The 16,009-nt window shown below is 54.5% G+C and carries 15 protein-coding genes; 9 read left to right on the plus strand and 6 right to left on the minus strand.

Going from position 1 to position 16,009, the window contains the following annotated elements:
* The first annotated feature begins 37 nt into the window (after positions 1-37).
* Complete coding sequence (locus HHI26_RS10825) at positions 38-490, plus strand: rhodanese-like domain-containing protein (protein WP_133841353.1); 453 nt, start codon at positions 38-40, stop codon at positions 488-490.
* 1 nt (position 491) lies between these two features.
* Here HHI26_RS10825 and flk read toward each other — a convergent pair whose 3' ends face one another.
* The 6 genes from flk to HHI26_RS10855 form a co-directional block, all read right to left on the minus strand.
* Complete coding sequence (gene flk, locus HHI26_RS10830) at positions 492-1,541, minus strand: flagella biosynthesis regulator Flk (protein ID WP_133841354.1); 1,050 nt, start codon at positions 1,539-1,541, stop codon at positions 492-494.
* Between the two features lie 143 nt (positions 1,542-1,684).
* Positions 1,685-2,719, minus strand: coding sequence for a fimbrial protein (locus HHI26_RS10835; protein WP_133841355.1), 1,035 nt, complete (start codon positions 2,717-2,719; stop codon positions 1,685-1,687).
* Positions 2,720-2,734: 15 nt separating this feature from the next.
* Positions 2,735-5,266 (minus strand): fimbria/pilus outer membrane usher protein, encoded by a 2,532-nt coding sequence (locus tag HHI26_RS10840; protein ID WP_171149090.1) that lies wholly within the window; start codon positions 5,264-5,266, stop codon positions 2,735-2,737.
* Positions 5,267-5,316: 50 nt separating this feature from the next.
* Positions 5,317-6,069 (minus strand): fimbria/pilus periplasmic chaperone, encoded by a 753-nt coding sequence (locus tag HHI26_RS10845; protein ID WP_167863585.1) that lies wholly within the window; start codon positions 6,067-6,069, stop codon positions 5,317-5,319.
* Between the two features lie 66 nt (positions 6,070-6,135).
* The gene (locus HHI26_RS10850) at positions 6,136-6,663 is read right to left on the minus strand and encodes a fimbrial protein (RefSeq protein WP_171149091.1); all 528 of its coding nucleotides are present in this window, start codon (positions 6,661-6,663) and stop codon (positions 6,136-6,138) included.
* Between the two features lie 493 nt (positions 6,664-7,156).
* On the minus strand, positions 7,157-8,038 hold the full coding sequence (locus HHI26_RS10855) for a DMT family transporter (protein WP_133841359.1): 882 nt from the start codon (positions 8,036-8,038) through the stop codon (positions 7,157-7,159).
* Between the two features lie 99 nt (positions 8,039-8,137).
* On the opposite strand from HHI26_RS10855, the gene HHI26_RS10860 reads away from it, so the two are divergent.
* The 8 genes from HHI26_RS10860 (at position 8,138) to dedD (ending at position 15,937) form a co-directional block, all read left to right on the plus strand.
* On the plus strand, positions 8,138-8,926 hold the full coding sequence (locus HHI26_RS10860; protein ID WP_171149092.1) for a helix-turn-helix transcriptional regulator: 789 nt from the start codon (positions 8,138-8,140) through the stop codon (positions 8,924-8,926).
* A 102-nt stretch (positions 8,927-9,028) separates the two neighbouring features.
* Entirely contained in the window at positions 9,029-10,156 is a 1,128-nt protein-coding gene (gene pdxB / locus HHI26_RS10865; protein WP_133841361.1) for a 4-phosphoerythronate dehydrogenase PdxB, read from the plus strand.
* Positions 10,157-10,270: 114 nt separating this feature from the next.
* A complete protein-coding gene (locus HHI26_RS10870) occupies positions 10,271-11,281 on the plus strand; it encodes an aspartate-semialdehyde dehydrogenase (RefSeq protein ID WP_133841362.1) in 1,011 nt (336 codons plus the stop codon).
* Positions 11,281-12,096, plus strand: a complete 816-nt coding sequence (truA, locus tag HHI26_RS10875; RefSeq protein ID WP_159336272.1) for a tRNA pseudouridine(38-40) synthase TruA — start codon at positions 11,281-11,283, stop codon at positions 12,094-12,096. Before HHI26_RS10870 ends, truA begins: the two co-directional genes overlap by 1 nt.
* Positions 12,097-12,126: 30 nt before the next feature.
* Positions 12,127-12,789, plus strand: coding sequence for a DedA family protein (locus HHI26_RS10880; RefSeq protein WP_133841364.1), 663 nt, complete (start codon positions 12,127-12,129; stop codon positions 12,787-12,789).
* Positions 12,790-12,961: 172 nt separating this feature from the next.
* Positions 12,962-13,873 carry an acetyl-CoA carboxylase, carboxyltransferase subunit beta gene (gene accD, locus HHI26_RS10885; RefSeq protein ID WP_159336273.1) on the plus strand — a complete coding sequence of 304 codons (912 nt, stop codon included), beginning with the start codon at positions 12,962-12,964 and terminating at the stop codon, positions 13,871-13,873.
* Between the two features lie 65 nt (positions 13,874-13,938).
* Positions 13,939-15,201 carry a bifunctional tetrahydrofolate synthase/dihydrofolate synthase gene (gene folC, locus HHI26_RS10890; protein ID WP_171149093.1) on the plus strand — a complete coding sequence of 421 codons (1,263 nt, stop codon included), beginning with the start codon at positions 13,939-13,941 and terminating at the stop codon, positions 15,199-15,201.
* Positions 15,191-15,937, plus strand: a complete 747-nt coding sequence (dedD, locus tag HHI26_RS10895) for a cell division protein DedD (protein WP_133841367.1) — start codon at positions 15,191-15,193, stop codon at positions 15,935-15,937. Before folC ends, dedD begins: the two co-directional genes overlap by 11 nt.
* Positions 15,938-16,009: the final 72 nt, after the last annotated feature.

Below are 16,009 nucleotides of genomic sequence, written 5' to 3' on the forward strand. Positions count from 1 at the left end.
CTATGATGGCAACATTAATAATGAACGGGAGTGCATCATGAGTTCGTTTTCAGCGGTTTTACAATTTCCTCCGGCGGCACCTGAGCAGAGTGAGGCGCTGCTGCGCCAGAAGCTGGCACTCTATGCTGATGCCTGGGATGTGGCGCAGGATCTGGCACACGGCGTGCCGGAGATTGTGGTGATTGATACGCGCTCAGAGCAGCAGTATCACGCCGGGCATATCTGCGGTGCCGTCAGCTTCCCTCATCGTTTCATGAATGCCGATACGCTGGCGGAATGGGACCGTGAGAAAGTGTATATCACTTACTGTGACGGCATTGGCTGTAACGGATCAACAAAAGGCGCATGGAAGCTGGCGGCGGCGGGCTTCAGGGTGAAGGAGTTGATTGGTGGGCTGGATTTCTGGCGGCGCGATAACCATCCGGTAACGGAAGGCGATCGGCCGGGCAGTTGGCCTGAAATGACAACACTGCCCGACTGCGGTTGCTAAGTTAAAGCAGTATCCAGAGTACCAGCACCACAACAAACAGGATGGCAAAAGCGGCAAACACCGGACGATTAGCCAGGGGTTGCAGCACAGGTGGAAGTGCACCCCACAATGGCACGGTGATCGGGCGTGGGTTGAGTTCGTTGTCGGCCAACTGCTGTTCTTGCAGGCGCTCTGCACGGCGGCTGAACAGTTGGTTCAGCAGATCCTGCGTCTGGGTTGGCGTCAGCAGCGTTTGCGGTGCGGCGTTAAAGCGCTGCTGGCTGTAATCCTCCAGCATCCGCTGTTCACCGGCATCCGGCGGCTGTTTTAGCGTGGCGGTCAGCTGTATCAGCGTAGGGGCAGTATGCTGGCTCAGGGTCTGGCTGGCCTGCAAATACTGGTTCATCAGCGGGAAGAAACGCGATGGGATCGGGTCGCCGCTGTGCAGGTTCACCACTTTCAGCAGCGAGGTCCACAGCTTGGCCGGCTGTTCCCCGGTCGCGGCGGCAAGACGTGAGATCTGCTGATTCAGCGTCTGATGCTCTGCCGGAAGCAGAGAGCGGTCGGTAACACGGTTTTGCTGTGGCTGGGGAATGGCCATCTGACCATTTTGCAACATCGTCAGCACCTGATGAAGCTGGTCAGGATTCAACGAGCTGAGCACGGTATGACCAAACTGCTGACGAATGAAATCGCTGACCGCCTGGCGGTTATTGCCGGTCGGTAACAGGTCTGTCAGTTGTTGCAGAAGCTGACGTGTGGCGTGGGTGTTTTGTACCTGCGACAGACGGGTATTAAGAAACTGTTCCGCAGGCGGAAAATGGCGTGCCTGAAGACCTGCATCGTTTTTAACCCCCACTTCATGACGTAACCCGGCCCAAAGCTCGGCAGATTTCAGCGAACTGAGCGACATAATCTTGACGATCAGGCGCTCCAGCGTGGTGCGCTGCGCGGGTGTCAGAGGCTGTTCGCCCGTTCCCGTACTGGTGCCCGGGCGTGTTGCGCCGGTTCGGGCATCGATCGTCGGGCGATCGCCGGGTAACGGCGCACCGGGGCCGCTTATAGGTTGCATGGCGAAGTCCTTCAGTCAGAGTCAACGTCCGGGGGGCGCCGGAACAGAATGGTCATCCACTATGATAACAATCCCGTCCGGTGATAGGTAGAGGAACGGGGAACAATCCCGATGCTTTCCCCCTTTTTTTTCATGGTGGCGGGTTAAAGGTAGTTGAGGGTCCAGGTCAGGGTGCTATTAGCCTTACCGGGGGTGATGCGTTCCGCCGTCTGGTAATAGCGTGCCAGGAAGGAGACGGTGAGGGTGCGATCGGCCAGCGGATAGCGGGCGATTTGCCAGCGCTGGCCGATATTCACCGGCGTGCCGTTGTCAGTATGTAAGATTTGCAGTGCTACCCCAGTGGCGCTGTTCGCCTCATCACTGAGGGCAATCAAACTGGGATTGACCGTACCGGTGGGGGCCGTGCCATCAAGTTGCATTAGCACAGTGAAGTTACCGGACACATCCGTGTCGCAGAGAAAATGAAGTGAGAAAGGTTTACCTGCATTTGTCGATCCGATGCCGGATCCCAGCCCCTGTTCGCGCCGTGTTCTGACCTGACCTAGTGGGACATTAAATGAGGCAAGTCCCTGAATCTGGCAGCTCTGGGCGATAAACGTCAGGCCGGTAGTGGCATCCAGCATCATAAACTTTGCATTTTTTATTCCGGTTTCCGATCCCACCTCGAAAAGGGCAATACGTGAAGGGATCGGGGTGACCTGCTCCGGGCGTTCAGGTGTCTTTGCCGTTTTGACGATATCAACGGTGACATTGAGAGAAAAGTGCTGCCAGGTACGGGACGGCAGGCTGGCGGCAGCATTATGGTTATCAATCATGATCCCGGAACTGACAACGCTGTATTCGCTGCCACGGTTGCCGTTAACCGTGGTGAACAGGGTTAAGCCATTGCCCAGTGTTTGCATGCTGGTGCGGCGAATCAAAAAAGCCATTTCGGCTTCCTGCTGAAGAGGATCGCTGATGCTGCACCAGACATCGAGGGTGTAACTTTGGTTGAAAACTGTCTTGCCAATTGGCAGGGAAGAGGAGAGTTTGATGTTGTTGCTGCCGTTGAACAGTACCAGCGGGAAAGCCTTATTGGTGGCGGCAGCACATTTAAGCGACCCGGCCTGAGCATTCAGGCTGAAAAATGACAGCGCGACAAGGGTGGTTGATATCAATAAAATCAGACGGTTATTCATTTTATACGCTCATCATCAATGGGCAGAAAGGGGTAAGCAGGGTTGACTAAAACGCTCAAAACCGTTTTGCAGAGTGGCGTGAGGGCTAAGCTGCAGCGATAGCGAACACAGGCTGGTATCGCCTGATTTAATTTGCAGGTGTGAGCGCCCTGGGGGCAGGCGAACGTAAATCAGATCGCCCTGCGCGACCAGCCCAAGGTGATTACCCTGTTCATCCTGCACGACTGCGCCAAAGGGCAGGCTCTTTCCATCGGGCAGCGTTGAATGAATCAACACAGCTCGCCCGCGTGACGTGGCAAAATTGACTTTGACCAGCGCACCGGTATGAGGCGCGGTCTGCTGACGGGTACTTTTCAGTTCAATATCGGTGGGCAGCCCTTGTGGATCGAGCGTGATTTCATTCAGTCGATAGGGACGCAGATAAGGCACCAGCGCGCGTCCCTGTGGGTTCAGCGTCAGCCCGGAATGGCCTTCGACCCTTGCGCCGTAGGCGTTAGGTGCATCGACCAGTGCCATGGTTTCACTGTACCAGGGGCTGGTCACCACGCCATCAGGTAATGCCACTAACGCACCACTCAGCCCACCGGACCATGACTGGCTGTGCCTGCCTTGTTCCACACTTCCCTGAACGGAGGTGTAACGCGTGTGCCAGTTCGCCGCCAGATTCGCGCTGGCGCGTTGCTGGCTGTCATGACGCAGACCCAGGGCGTAATCAAACTGCTGTTCGGCACCCAATGTGCTGTTGATACTCGCCTGGCTGGACATTCCTTCCGCATCGTGGCTCACATTCATATTCAAATAGGTATGGCGCGCACTGCCACCCAGTGGGACTGACAGACCCAGCGTGTATTGCGTCTCTTCGCCATCACGTCCATTGACCCGGTTAACGGAAAGGGACCAGCTCAGGGAACCAAAAGTATTACTGTAACCAGCCTGTAGTTGATTGTTGGTGCTCCGGCTCCCCCAGTAACTCTGCCGAATAGCGGTCAGATAAAGCTGTCCCCATTTGCCGGGAAATCCTTGTGCCAGACTGGCGGATAAGCGGCTGCGAGGGGACAGGAATGCAGAGTTATACGAACCGGGAGAAGGGTGCCGGGCATAATCAATGGCAGACATGGCATCATTCAGACCGAGATAGCCTGGAGAGGAAAATCGCCATGCGCTCAATGACATCGTGCTGCTGCTGGCATTGAACCCTTTACTGTAGGTGGCGCGATAGCTCTGCCCTGAAAGATGACGATCCTGAGTGTCGGTCTGTGCCTGTGTGACATCCAGTGCCAGCGCACCCCATGAGCTGCCTATGGCCCCGCCCAGCAGGAAAGCATGGTAATCACGTGTCGTTAATACGCCGCCGTAGCCCGTCAGCAGATTATTGATGCCCCGTTGTAACGTGAGCTGTGCGACGGCGTCCTGCTTTGACAGGTTCATGTTACGTAAGGTGCCTGCAGTCAGGCTGTACTTTGTTAGCCCGGGGCGAACCAGCTGTGGAACCGCAGCATAGGGCACCATAAATTGGCTCTCACGGCCATCGGACTCGCGAATGGTCACGGTCAGATCGCCGCCGTACCCGGTGGGATAAAGGTCATCAATGCTGAAGGGGCCGGGAGAGACGGTGGTTTCGTACAGCAGCACGTTATTTTGCCGCACGCTGATACGCGCATTGGTTTCGGCCACACCCCGGATCATCGGGGCATAGCCACGCCTGGAATCTGGCAGCATATTATCGTCGCTGTAGAGCAAGACGCCGCGTAGAGAAAAACTGTCGAACAGATGACCACTGGTATCCGTATCGCCGATGATAATGCGCGATCTCAGCGCACTAATGCCATGTTCCATGTAATTACGCAAACTCTGATAGTGGGTTCCGCTGTTATTCTGCCAGTTCATTGAGCCACGGTGGCGAAACATAAATCCCCATAAATTCAGGCCAATATTGTCTCCGTTGTAGAATGAGCGATATGCGTTATCATCCTGTTTTGATTGATAATAATTCGCGTTGTACCCGAGGATTAGCGCGTTCACGCCGCCATCCCACTGCGCGGGGTCAACTTCATTTTGGGCGCGCTGCATCAGCAGTACCTGAGGGACAGTAACGATCATCTGCAATGTGGAAACATCAATGTAACCCTGGCCACTGGGAACCCAGTAATCCAGACTGCGGCAGTGGTCGGCATCATCCAGCTCTGCCATTTTTTTGCTATCAATCTCTCCGGGTTTAAGGGGGAGCAAATTGATCAGCGAGCGGGTAGTACAAATAACCGACTCTTCATGGTTTTTTTTGACCTGCAGACGTGTATAGCCAACATATTTATTATTCAGCATCACCCCGACATCATAAGCGCCGGGAGGAAGAGCATGGCGGTGGTTGAACTGGGTGACATCGATTTTTTTATCCGATGGGTGGCGTAACAGGTTGATATCAAAGCTGGCATATCCCTCAGCAGGGGCAGCGAAGGCACTCCGCTGGATATCCCATCCCATCACTCCTGCCAGCAATACGCCAGATACTGAATAACAGAAAAAATGAATGCGCCTTGTCCTGGGCATCTTAGCTCTCCCTGTGAGATCTCATCTCATTCGTGACTCTTTTATCTGGCTTACTGTGTATTTTTGACCGTAGTGATACTGCCGTAGTCATTAATGACTTCATAACGTAGGGCGGCATTTTCAATTTTTTCTGGAAGCGCAGTAAACCTGAACTCAGCGGAGCTTTTTGGCGCAATCATTTCGCCATTCAGGCTTTTGATCTCCTTACGACGCGTTTCAATTTTTACATTGGAGACATTAATAAAGTACGCAGAGGGGTTATTTACCCGTAACACCGTACCTGGCGCGGAAGTGGAGCGTTGCCACTGTAAATCGTGGAATGCCTGATTCGCGCCATTGGCATTCAGGGCGGGCGGTCGGAAGAAAATTTTCAGGCGACTGCGGATCGCCATTTGCAATATATCGGCGTTGATGGCGGTTGCACTTTTTGGCGGAATATCCAAAATATTTAACCAAAAGATAGATTCTTTATCCTGAGGCAACGCTGTGCCTGTCCAGGTGATCCTCAGCGTTTGCCCGCTGTTCGGTTCAATACGGACAATCGGCGGTGTGAGGACAAAAGGAACGGATATTTTGTCTAAAGCAGCATTTTCATCACCATTGTCAATCCAGGACTGAACCAGCGCAGGCTTATCACTATCATTACTCAAATGAATATTCACTTCATTTTTTTGTTGTGGATAGATAACACGTGTTCCATTAATAATAACATTGGCGTTAGCCTGCTGAGAAAGGAGTGAGGCAACAAGATAAAAAGGCAGGCATTTCCAGGCTGACAGGGACATATTGCTTACAACAGACATGATGGTGGCTCGGCTTGTCAGTAAACATAAAAGTGCAAGAATTGCTTCTTGCACTGGGAGAAAAAATTAGAAATAGCTTAACGAGTAATTAACGACTGTACTGACATCACCAGCTTCCACTTTATCCGTAGCGTAATAACGTGCGAAATAATTGAGAGTCGCTAAATCGTCGACTATTTTGAATGAAGGGCCGCTGGCCTGTGATCCATCGCCTAACTTGATCGGCTTACGGTTGTTGTCCATTAGCTGGACCTGAACATTCGCCGCAGAGCCTTTATTTTTCAGGTTACCTGTCATGCTGTCTGTTTCAGTGCTGTCAAAGAGAGCACGAACATTTTCTGTTGGGTTCTGGCAGTTGGTTAACGTCAGGATCACAGGCTGTTCATTAGCAACTTCACCTGCTTTGGCAAGTGCGGAGGCCGAAATAGGTTCAAATACGATGGTCGTGCTGCTGTTACGGCCATTGACGCTAACGTTGCACGTCGTATTTGATATATCTCCTGTGAACGTGATCGTGCCGTTTGCCGCAATAACTGCCGGGACAGGGAGGGCCAGAGCAGCGATCATCGAGGTTGCCAGTAGTCTTTTTTTCATCTGTATATCCTTATTGAGTAACGTGGTTGATTCCTGAAGCACAAGGGTTATTACAGGGAAACCCTTGCTTGGGTATTCCCGTTAAAAAAAACGGGGGTGTTTAATTGCATGAAAAGCAACTAAATAAGGTTTTGGTGTGAAATGAAATGGATAAAAACCACCTGGCAGGATAGGGCTTTTTAAGCGATGTCACTGGTTTCAGATGATGTACTTTCGTTAGAATAAAAGCAGGCACATTGTTTACCTTGTTAATGATTCACGTCATTGTGTTTTTGTTTTTTTCATGTGAAGAAGAGTAGCTTGTAGTAGAAATTGGTAAATAGTAAATAAGCCAAAATAATATCAGGGTGTTTTAAATTTAATCTTAGGTGTGTTTTTTTAATGAAAATTAAGGAGGGGAGGTGGGGCGTATTTTATTATTAGAATGATCTTAGCAGCTGAAAGTGCAACTGCTAAGGAGAAGGGCGTGACAACATCGGCGGTTTGAGAGTGATTACTTTCTTCTGGTCATCAAGGGCTTGCGGAGATTTTGGGCGAGAACGACGCCAGCGAGTGTGATACCTCCACCGATAAAATGATAACTGTGCAGTGATTCATTCAGAAAGGTCACGGCAATAATTGCAGTAAAAATCGGAGCCAGATTCATGAAAATACTGGCCGTGCTGGCTCCCATACGCATTACGCCCTGTACCCAAAGGAAAGGTGCCACGATCGAAGCAGGGATGGCGGCAAACAAAATGAGCGGAATATTGTGCGTGTTAAGTGATACATCGGGTGCCCGCAGGAAGTTAGGTGTCAGTAGCAAGACGCCAAAAAAGATCTGCATCCACAGGCTTTGCCAGTTCGGCAAAGGAATTGCCCAGCGTTTGGTCAGTACGCCGTACAGCGCATAAGAGGCGGATGCGGCGAACATCATTATCTCACCTTTGCCTAATCCGTGTGATAACAGCTGCGCTGGATTACCTTCGCTGACCAGCCATACCAGCCCGGAAAAGGAGAGCAGGCTGCCCAGCAGTATGCCCTGCGTCGGGGCCAGTCGTATTATCACCACGCTGAACAACACGGTCAGTAAGGGGATCAGTGCATTAAGAATGCCCATAAACAGTGCGCTGACGCTGTGTGCAGCGTAATACGCCAGGCTTTGATACAGCACCATACCGAGCAGGCCAAGCACCAGCAGTTTCCACCATGATTGCTTGATCTGCTGGCGATTGCGCCAGACGCCAGGCAGGGCAAAAGGTGCCAGAATCAGCAGGGCCAGCAGCCAGCGATAGAAGGAGATCGCAGCAGGATCGATCGCTGCAGCCGACATTTTGCTGACAATCGCATTGATCGACCAGATCAGCACGGCCAGCAGGGGAAACAGAAAACTCATCAGTATGCTCTTAAGGTTAGCGTGAGAGCTTTAGTGTAAACTTGTCCTGTTTAATACAGATAACGATAATAAGACAAATGCACGCCGGAACAGGACAAGATGATCCAGCAACTGACGTACCAGGCTCCTAAGGATGCCGAACGGCTTCCCCTCTTTTTCCGCTATGAACTGGCCAATGCCCGTACAGAGTATCTGCCGCATCAGCATCCCTGGGGGCAGGTGATTTTTGTGAAATGTAATGTGCTGGAGATGCAAGTAGAGGGAGAGCGCCTGCTGACGCCGCCCAATTTGCCGATCTGGGTACCGCCTGGCCATCAGCACGCCTGTTACAACCATAAAGCAGCCTATTTTCGCACGCTTAATATTGCAGCGGATGCATGCCAGGGGTTTCCCGAGCGTGCCTGCCTGCTGCGCGTCAGTCCGGTGGTGCATGCGATTATCGAAGAGTGCGCCGCGCGCGAGCTGCTGGTGCCACAGACGACGCAGGATCTTCGCCTCTGTGAAGTATTGATCGATCAGCTACGGGTAGCAGAGAGTCAACAAAGCTATCTGCCTTCCACCCAGGATAAGACCCTCGCGCCGGTGCTTCAGGCGCTGGAGCAGAATCCGGCCGATAACACCACGCTGGCTCAGTGGGCGCAGCGGGTCTACACCACCGAGCGCACACTCTCACGGCGCTGCCAGGCACTGCTGGGCATATCCTTCAGCGAGTGGCGGCAGCGTCTGCGGTTTTTGCATGCGGTTTCACTGCTGGAACGGGGAAAAAGTGTGCAGGATGTGGCGCTGGATTTAGGGTACAGCTCGGCTTCCGCGCTGATCGTGATGTTTCAGCAACAGTCGGGCACCACGCCAGAACGCTATCGGCAACAGCGCTCTGAAGCGAGGTAACCTGATACCCTCCTTTTTTGCCGTTACCCGCATATGCGGGTTATTCGCTTTCCTGCTTTATGGCAGAATAACGCCCCTCACTGAACCGACTGGAAACCGCTTGTGAAAATTCTCGTTGATGAAAATATGCCGTACGCCCGTGAACTGTTCAGCCGTACTGGCGACGTTGTGGCCGTGCCGGGCCGTCCGATCCCGCAGCAAGAGCTGGATGATGCCGACGGGTTGATGGTGCGCTCAGTGACCAAAGTGAATGCCGAACTGCTGAGCGGCAAGCCGGTGAAATTTGTCGGGACCGCCACCGCAGGCACCGATCATATCGACGAGAGCTGGCTTAACCAGCAGGGGATTGCGTTTTCAGCCGCACCCGGCTGTAACGCCATTGCGGTGGTGGAGTACGTCTTCTCCTCGCTGTTGTTACTGGCCGAACGTGACGGTTTCCAGTTAACCGACCGTACCGTCGGCATTGTGGGAGTGGGCAACGTTGGGGGGCGCCTGCAGGCGCGTCTTGAGGCGCTGGGCATTCGCACGCTGCTGTGCGATCCCCCACGTGCCGAACGCGGTGATGAAGGGGACTTCCAGCCACTGGCACAGCTGGTGGCGGAAGCCGACGTGCTGACCTTCCATACTCCGCTGTTTAAACAGGGCCCTTACCAGACGCTGCATATGGCTGATGAAGCCCTGTTGCTGGCGCTGAAACCGGGCACCATTCTGATCAACGCCTGCCGTGGCCCGGTGGTGGACAATGCCGCGTTGCTGAAGGTGCTGGAACAGCGTGATGACCTCAGCGTGGTACTGGACGTTTGGGAGCCAGAACCGGAGCTGTCGCTGCCGCTGCTGAATAAAGTGGATATCGCCACGGCGCATATCGCCGGTTACACCCTGGAAGGGAAAGCACGCGGTACCACCCAGGTTTTTGAAGCCTGGACACAGTTCATCGGCCAACCGCAGCAGGTGGCGCTGGATACGCTGCTGCCCGCACCGGAATTTGGCCGCATCACGCTGCGCGGTGAGCTGGATCAGGCAACGCTGAAACGTCTGGTGCATCTGGTGTATGATGTGCGCCGCGATGATGCGCCGCTGCGCCATGTGGCTGCGATCCCAGGTGAGTTTGATCGTCTGCGCAAGAATTATCAGGAGCGCCGCGAGTGGTCTTCGCTGCGGGTTGAGTGTGATAACGCCGACACCGCTGTGCTGCTGAATAAGCTGGGCTTTAACGCGGCCCACCTTTAAGTCTTTATTAAGTCAACCTGCGTAGGGTGAATCCCCTACGTAGGTTTATTCCCAAAATTCGGGCGGTGAACTCACCGCCTTCTATTTTTGTGTCATTGTCTGGAGTAAACCAACATGTCCGACGGCTGGAATATCGCAATCTTAGGTGCGACAGGCGCAGTAGGGGGAGCTTTACTGGAATTGCTGGCGGAACGTCAGTTCCCTGTTGGTGAGCTGTATGCGCTATCAAGCGAGCGTAGTGCGGGTGAAGTGCTGCGCTATGAAGGTAAATCGTTACACGTGTCCGATGCGGCAGAGTTTGACTGGACGCAGGTGCAACTGGCGTTTTTCGTTGCCGGGCGCGAAGCATCAGCACGTTACGCTGATGAAGCCGCTAACGGCGGTTGCCTGGTGATCGACAGCAGCGATCTGTTTGCACTTGAGCCGGATGTCCCGTTAGTGGTGCCGGATGTCAATCCACAGGTACTCGCCGATTACCGTAACCGCAATATTATCAGCGTGGCCGATGCATTAACCAGCCAGCTGCTGTGCGCCATCAAACCGCTGGTTGATCAGGCAGGTCTGGGGCGTTTGCAGGTAACGAATCTGCTGGCGGCATCCTCCCACGGCAAGGCGGCGGTGGATTCGCTGGCCGGTGAAAGTGCGCGGCTGCTGAACGGCCTTCCTGCGGAAGACGGCTATTTTGGTCGTCAGTTGGCGTTCAACGTGCTGCCGCTGATTGCCGATAAAGAGGGCAGTGTGCCGCAGGAACGTCGTCTGGTAGAGCAGGTGCGTAAAGTCCTGCAGGACGATGGGTTGCCGATTGCGGTCAGCACCATTCAGGCACCGGTATTCTACGGTAACGCGCAGATTGTCTACATTGAGAATCTGCGCCCGATCTCTGCAGAAGAAGCCCGTGACGCGCTGGGCCAGGTGGAAGATATCAACCTGACGGCAGAAGATGATTTCCCGACGCAGGTGGGCGATGCTTCCGGTAGTGCGCACCTCAGTATTGGTAGTGTGCGCAATGATTACGGTATTCCTGAACTGTTGCAGTTCTGGTCCGTGGCCGACAACGTGCGTTTTGGCGGGGCATTGATGGCCGTCAAAACCGCTGAGAAGCTGGTGCAGGAGTACTTCTACTAATGTCCGACATCGCCGTGCCACAGCCGACGTTAAAACTCGCGCTGGGCATTGAATATGATGGTAGCCGCTATTACGGATGGCAGCGGCAGCAGGAAGTCCGCAGCGTGCAGGAAAAGCTGGAGATTGCGCTGACAAAAGTCGCCAACCATCCGGTGGAAGTGGTCTGCGCCGGGCGCACCGATGCCGGGGTGCATGGTACAGGGCAGGTGGTGCATTTTGAGACCACCTCGCAGCGTAAAGATGCCGCCTGGACGCTGGGCGTGAACACCCATCTGCCAGCGGATATTGCCGTGCGTTGGGTGAAAGCGGTGCCGGATGATTTCCACGCCCGCTTCAGCGCCACGGCTCGCCGTTACCGTTATATGATTTATAACCAGCGGCTGCGGCCGGCGATCCTCGGGGGTGGCATCACGCATTTTTATCATCCGCTGGATGTGGAAAAAATGCAGCGTGCCGGGCAGTGCCTGCTGGGCGAGAATGACTTTACCTCGTTCCGTGCCGTGCAGTGCCAGTCACGTACGCCAATGCGTAATGTGATGCATCTGAACGTCAGCCGCCACGGCGCGTATGTGGTGGTCGATATTAAAGCCAATGCGTTTGTGCATCACATGGTGCGCAACATTGTTGGCAGTCTGATGGAAGTGGGTTGTGGAAATCAGCCTGAGAGTTGGATAGCAGAGTTGCTGGCGGCAAAAGACCGCAAGCTGGCAGCGGCGACAGGGCGGGCAGAGGGTCTGTATCTGGTCGCGGTCGACTATCCCGCCCGTTTTGAAATACCCCGTCCACCGATGGGACCACTGTTCCTCGGGGATTAACCCTGGCCTGGAGTATTAAAGGAAGCCTGTATGGAATTGATTCGTTTTGTTGTCGACTTCATTTTGCATATCGACGTCCACCTCGCGGAGCTGGTTGCCCAGTACGGTGTCTGGGTGTATGCCATTCTGTTTTTGATCCTGTTCTGTGAAACCGGTCTGGTGGTGACGCCATTCCTGCCAGGGGATTCCCTGCTGTTTGTTGCGGGGGCGCTGGCCGCACTGCCAGGCAATGACCTCAATGTGCATACGATGGTGGCACTGATGGTCGTCGCCGCGATACTGGGTGATGCGGTGAACTACACGATCGGGCGGCTGTTTGGCGATAAGCTGTTCAGTAATCCCAATTCAAAAGTCTTCCGTCGCAGCTATCTTGATAAAACCCATGCATTTTATGAGCGTCATGGCGGGAAAACCATTATTCTGGCGCGCTTCGTGCCGATCGTCCGTACTTTCGCCCCGTTTGTGGCGGGAATGGGCAAGATGTCCTATCGTCATTTTGCCCTGTACAACGTGGCGGGCGGACTGCTATGGGTGCTGCTGTTTACCTATGCGGGTTATCTGTTTGGTAATTTCCCGGTGGTGCAGGAAAACCTTAAGCTATTGATTGTGGCGATTATCCTGCTATCGGTATTGCCAGGAGTGATTGAAGTGGTACGTCATCGCCGCGCAGCACGTCAGCAGAAACAGCAATAAAATAAATCCTCAGGCTTGCGCCCTCTGACCAGATTTTTATCCACAGTCACGGGCGGTTATGGTTTAATGAGCGATAAATTATGGTTTGCGCTGCGACTACAGGTCGCTGCGTGGAAAAAGAAAAACTGGCGCTCCCCAGCAGGAGCGCCAGGTTCAAACAGAAAGGTCATCAATGAGCTGGATTGAACGAATTCTCAATAAGAGCACCATCACCCCATCGCGTAAAGCAAGCATTCCTGAAGGGGTCTGGACAAAATGTGATAGCTGCGGGCAGGTTCTCTACCGCGCCGAGCTGGAACGTAATCTGGAAGTCTGCCCTAAATGCGACCATCACATGCGCATGCATGGTCGCGATCGTCTGCACAGTGTGCTGGACGAAGGCTCACTGATTGAGCTGGGCAGTGAACTGGAACCAAAAGATGTGCTCAAGTTCCGGGATTCAAAAAAATACAAAGATCGTCTGGTTGCGGCTCAGAAAGAGACCAACGAAACCGACGCGCTGATTGTGATGAAAGGTACCCTGCACGGGATGCCGGTTGTTGCAGCCGCGTTTGAGTTCTCCTTTATGGGCGGCTCAATGGGTTCCGTGGTGGGCGCGCGCTTCGTGCGTGCGGTTGAGCAGGCACTGGAAGATAACTGCCCGATGATCTGTTTCTCTGCGTCAGGCGGTGCCCGTATGCAGGAAGCGCTGATGTCGCTGATGCAGATGGCAAAAACCAGTGCAGCACTGGCGAAGATGCAGGAACGTGGTCTGCCTTATATCTCCGTGCTGACCGACCCAACTATGGGCGGCGTTTCTGCCAGCTTTGCGATGCTGGGCGATCTGAACATTGCGGAACCTAAAGCCCTGATCGGCTTCGCGGGTCCACGCGTGATTGAGCAGACCGTGCGCGAAAAACTGCCGCCGGGCTTCCAGCGCAGTGAGTTCCTGATCGAAAAAGGCGCGATTGACATGATCGTCCGCCGTCCGGTAATGCGCTTCAAGCTGGCCAGTGTGCTGGCGAAAATGATGAATCTGCCTGCACCTGAGGAAGATATTGTCAAAGAAGCGCCTGCTGACGCATCCCAGAGCCACGAGGCCTGACCGATGATGAGAAAGGGACCCTGCGTCCCTTTCACCAATGAACCGTAACGTTGTGAACGGGACACATGGATAATCTTCCTCAAGCCACGTCGCCTCTTGCCTCGTGGCTTTATTATCTTGAGCATTTACACGCTCAGGCTATCGAACTTGGGCTGGATCGTATCCGGCGCGTTGCCTCTTCTCTCGACCTTCTGACACCAGCCCCTGTGGTTTTCACCGTCGCCGGAACCAATGGTAAAGGCACCACCTGCCGAACCCTTGAAACGGTGCTGATGGCGGCGGGCTATCGCGTGGGCGTTTTCAGTTCGCCGCATCTGGTGCGTTACACCGAACGGGTGCGCATTCAGGGTGAAGAACTGGCGGAGTCAGCGCATACCACCTCCTTTGCGGCCATTGAAGCGGGCCGGGGTGACACCACGCTGACCTACTTTGAGTACGGCACACTATCGGCGCTGTGGCTGTTTGCTGAGGCGAAGCTGGATGTGGTGATCCTTGAAGTCGGGCTGGGCGGGCGTCTTGATGCCACCAATATTGTGGATGCCGATGTCGCCGTGGTAACCAGTATTGCGCTGGATCATACCAACTGGCTCGGGCCGGATCGCGAAAGCATCGGCCGTGAGAAAGCCGGGGTGTTCCGCGCGGGGAAACCTGCCGTAGTGGGTGAGCCGGATATGCCGCACACCATCGCGGATGTGGCCGCAGAGAAGGGCGCACAGCTGTTGCAGCGCGACCGAGACTGGTCATACAGCGTAACTCATGACAGCTGGTCTTTCCGCGATGCCCACGGCACTGTGGAGCAGCTGCCGTTGCCACAAGTCCCATTGCCGAATGCGGCTACCGCACTTGCGGCGCTGCGTGCATCCCCGCTTAACGTTGATGAGGCAATAATCCGTCGTTCACTGCACCAGGCCATGTTGCCCGGTCGTTTTCAGACGGTCGCCGAATCACCGCGGGTGATCCTTGATGTTGCGCACAACCCCCATGCGGCAGGCTATCTGGCGGGGCGCCTGGCAGAAGTGCCACGCAACGGCAAGGTTCATGCGGTGGTAGGCATGCTGCATGATAAAGACATTGCCGGTACGCTGGCGTGCCTCTCGCCGCAGGTGGATTACTGGTACTGTGCACCGCTCGACGGCCCGCGCGGTGCCACCGCTGAACAGCTGATGGTGCATCTTGAGGGTGCGCAGGCGTTTGGCTCGGTTGAGCTTGCCTGGCGACAGGCGCTGCAACAGGCAACCGAACAGGATATTGTGCTGGTGTGTGGTTCGTTCCACACCGTGGCACAGGTCATGGAAACGATGGAAACGGAGAACGGCAGTGGCAAGTAAGTTTCAAAACCGTTTAGTCGGAACCATTATCATTGTGGCGCTGGGTGTGATTGTGCTGCCCGGCTTACTCGATGGTAAAAAGAAGCATTATAAAGAAGAGTTTGCGGCTATTCCTCTGGTGCCGAAACCCGAAGACCAGCAGGAAACCGATTTGGTTCCGCCTGTGACGCAAACCTTACCGGCACAACCGCCGGAAGGGGCAGGGGCGGCGATCAGTGCGGGTAGCAATGCTAACGACAACTCCTCACAGGCCGACAGCGGCTCCACCGCGCCGCAGTCTCATAACCAGCCAACGGTAGTGACGCCACCGCCGGTGAAGCCTGCGCAGCAGCAGCCGAAAGTGGTGGAAAAGCCGAAGCCGCAGCCTAAACCGGTCGAAAAACCGATCGAGAAGCCTAAACCTGTTGAAAAACCGAAACCGGTTGAGAAGCCTGAGCCGAAAGTGGAGGCGCCTGTTGAGAGCCAGCCACCAGTGACGGAATCAGCCCCATCAGGGCAGGCCTGGGTTGTACAGCTGGGTGCGTTGAAAAATGCGGCAAAAGTGAATGAGATCGTCGCACAGTTGCGCCTGTCGGGCTACCGCGCCTTTACCGTTCCGTCCACGCCGGTGCAGGGGCAAATTACCCGTATTTACGTGGGGCCGGATGCTTCGAAAGCGAAAATGCAGGCTGCCGTTGGCACATTGCAGGGGATCTCGGGGCTGGGCGGAGTTGTTAAACCGTACAGTGTTAAATAAGCCGTTCTGGTCCGTTGTTTCTCTCAGCGACGGACTATTATTGCGATAGCTATGATCACCCTGCGCCCGGAG

The sequence above is a fragment of the Erwinia sp. JH02 genome, assembly GCF_013074405.1.
GTDB lineage: Bacteria > Pseudomonadota > Gammaproteobacteria > Enterobacterales > Enterobacteriaceae > Erwinia > Erwinia rhapontici.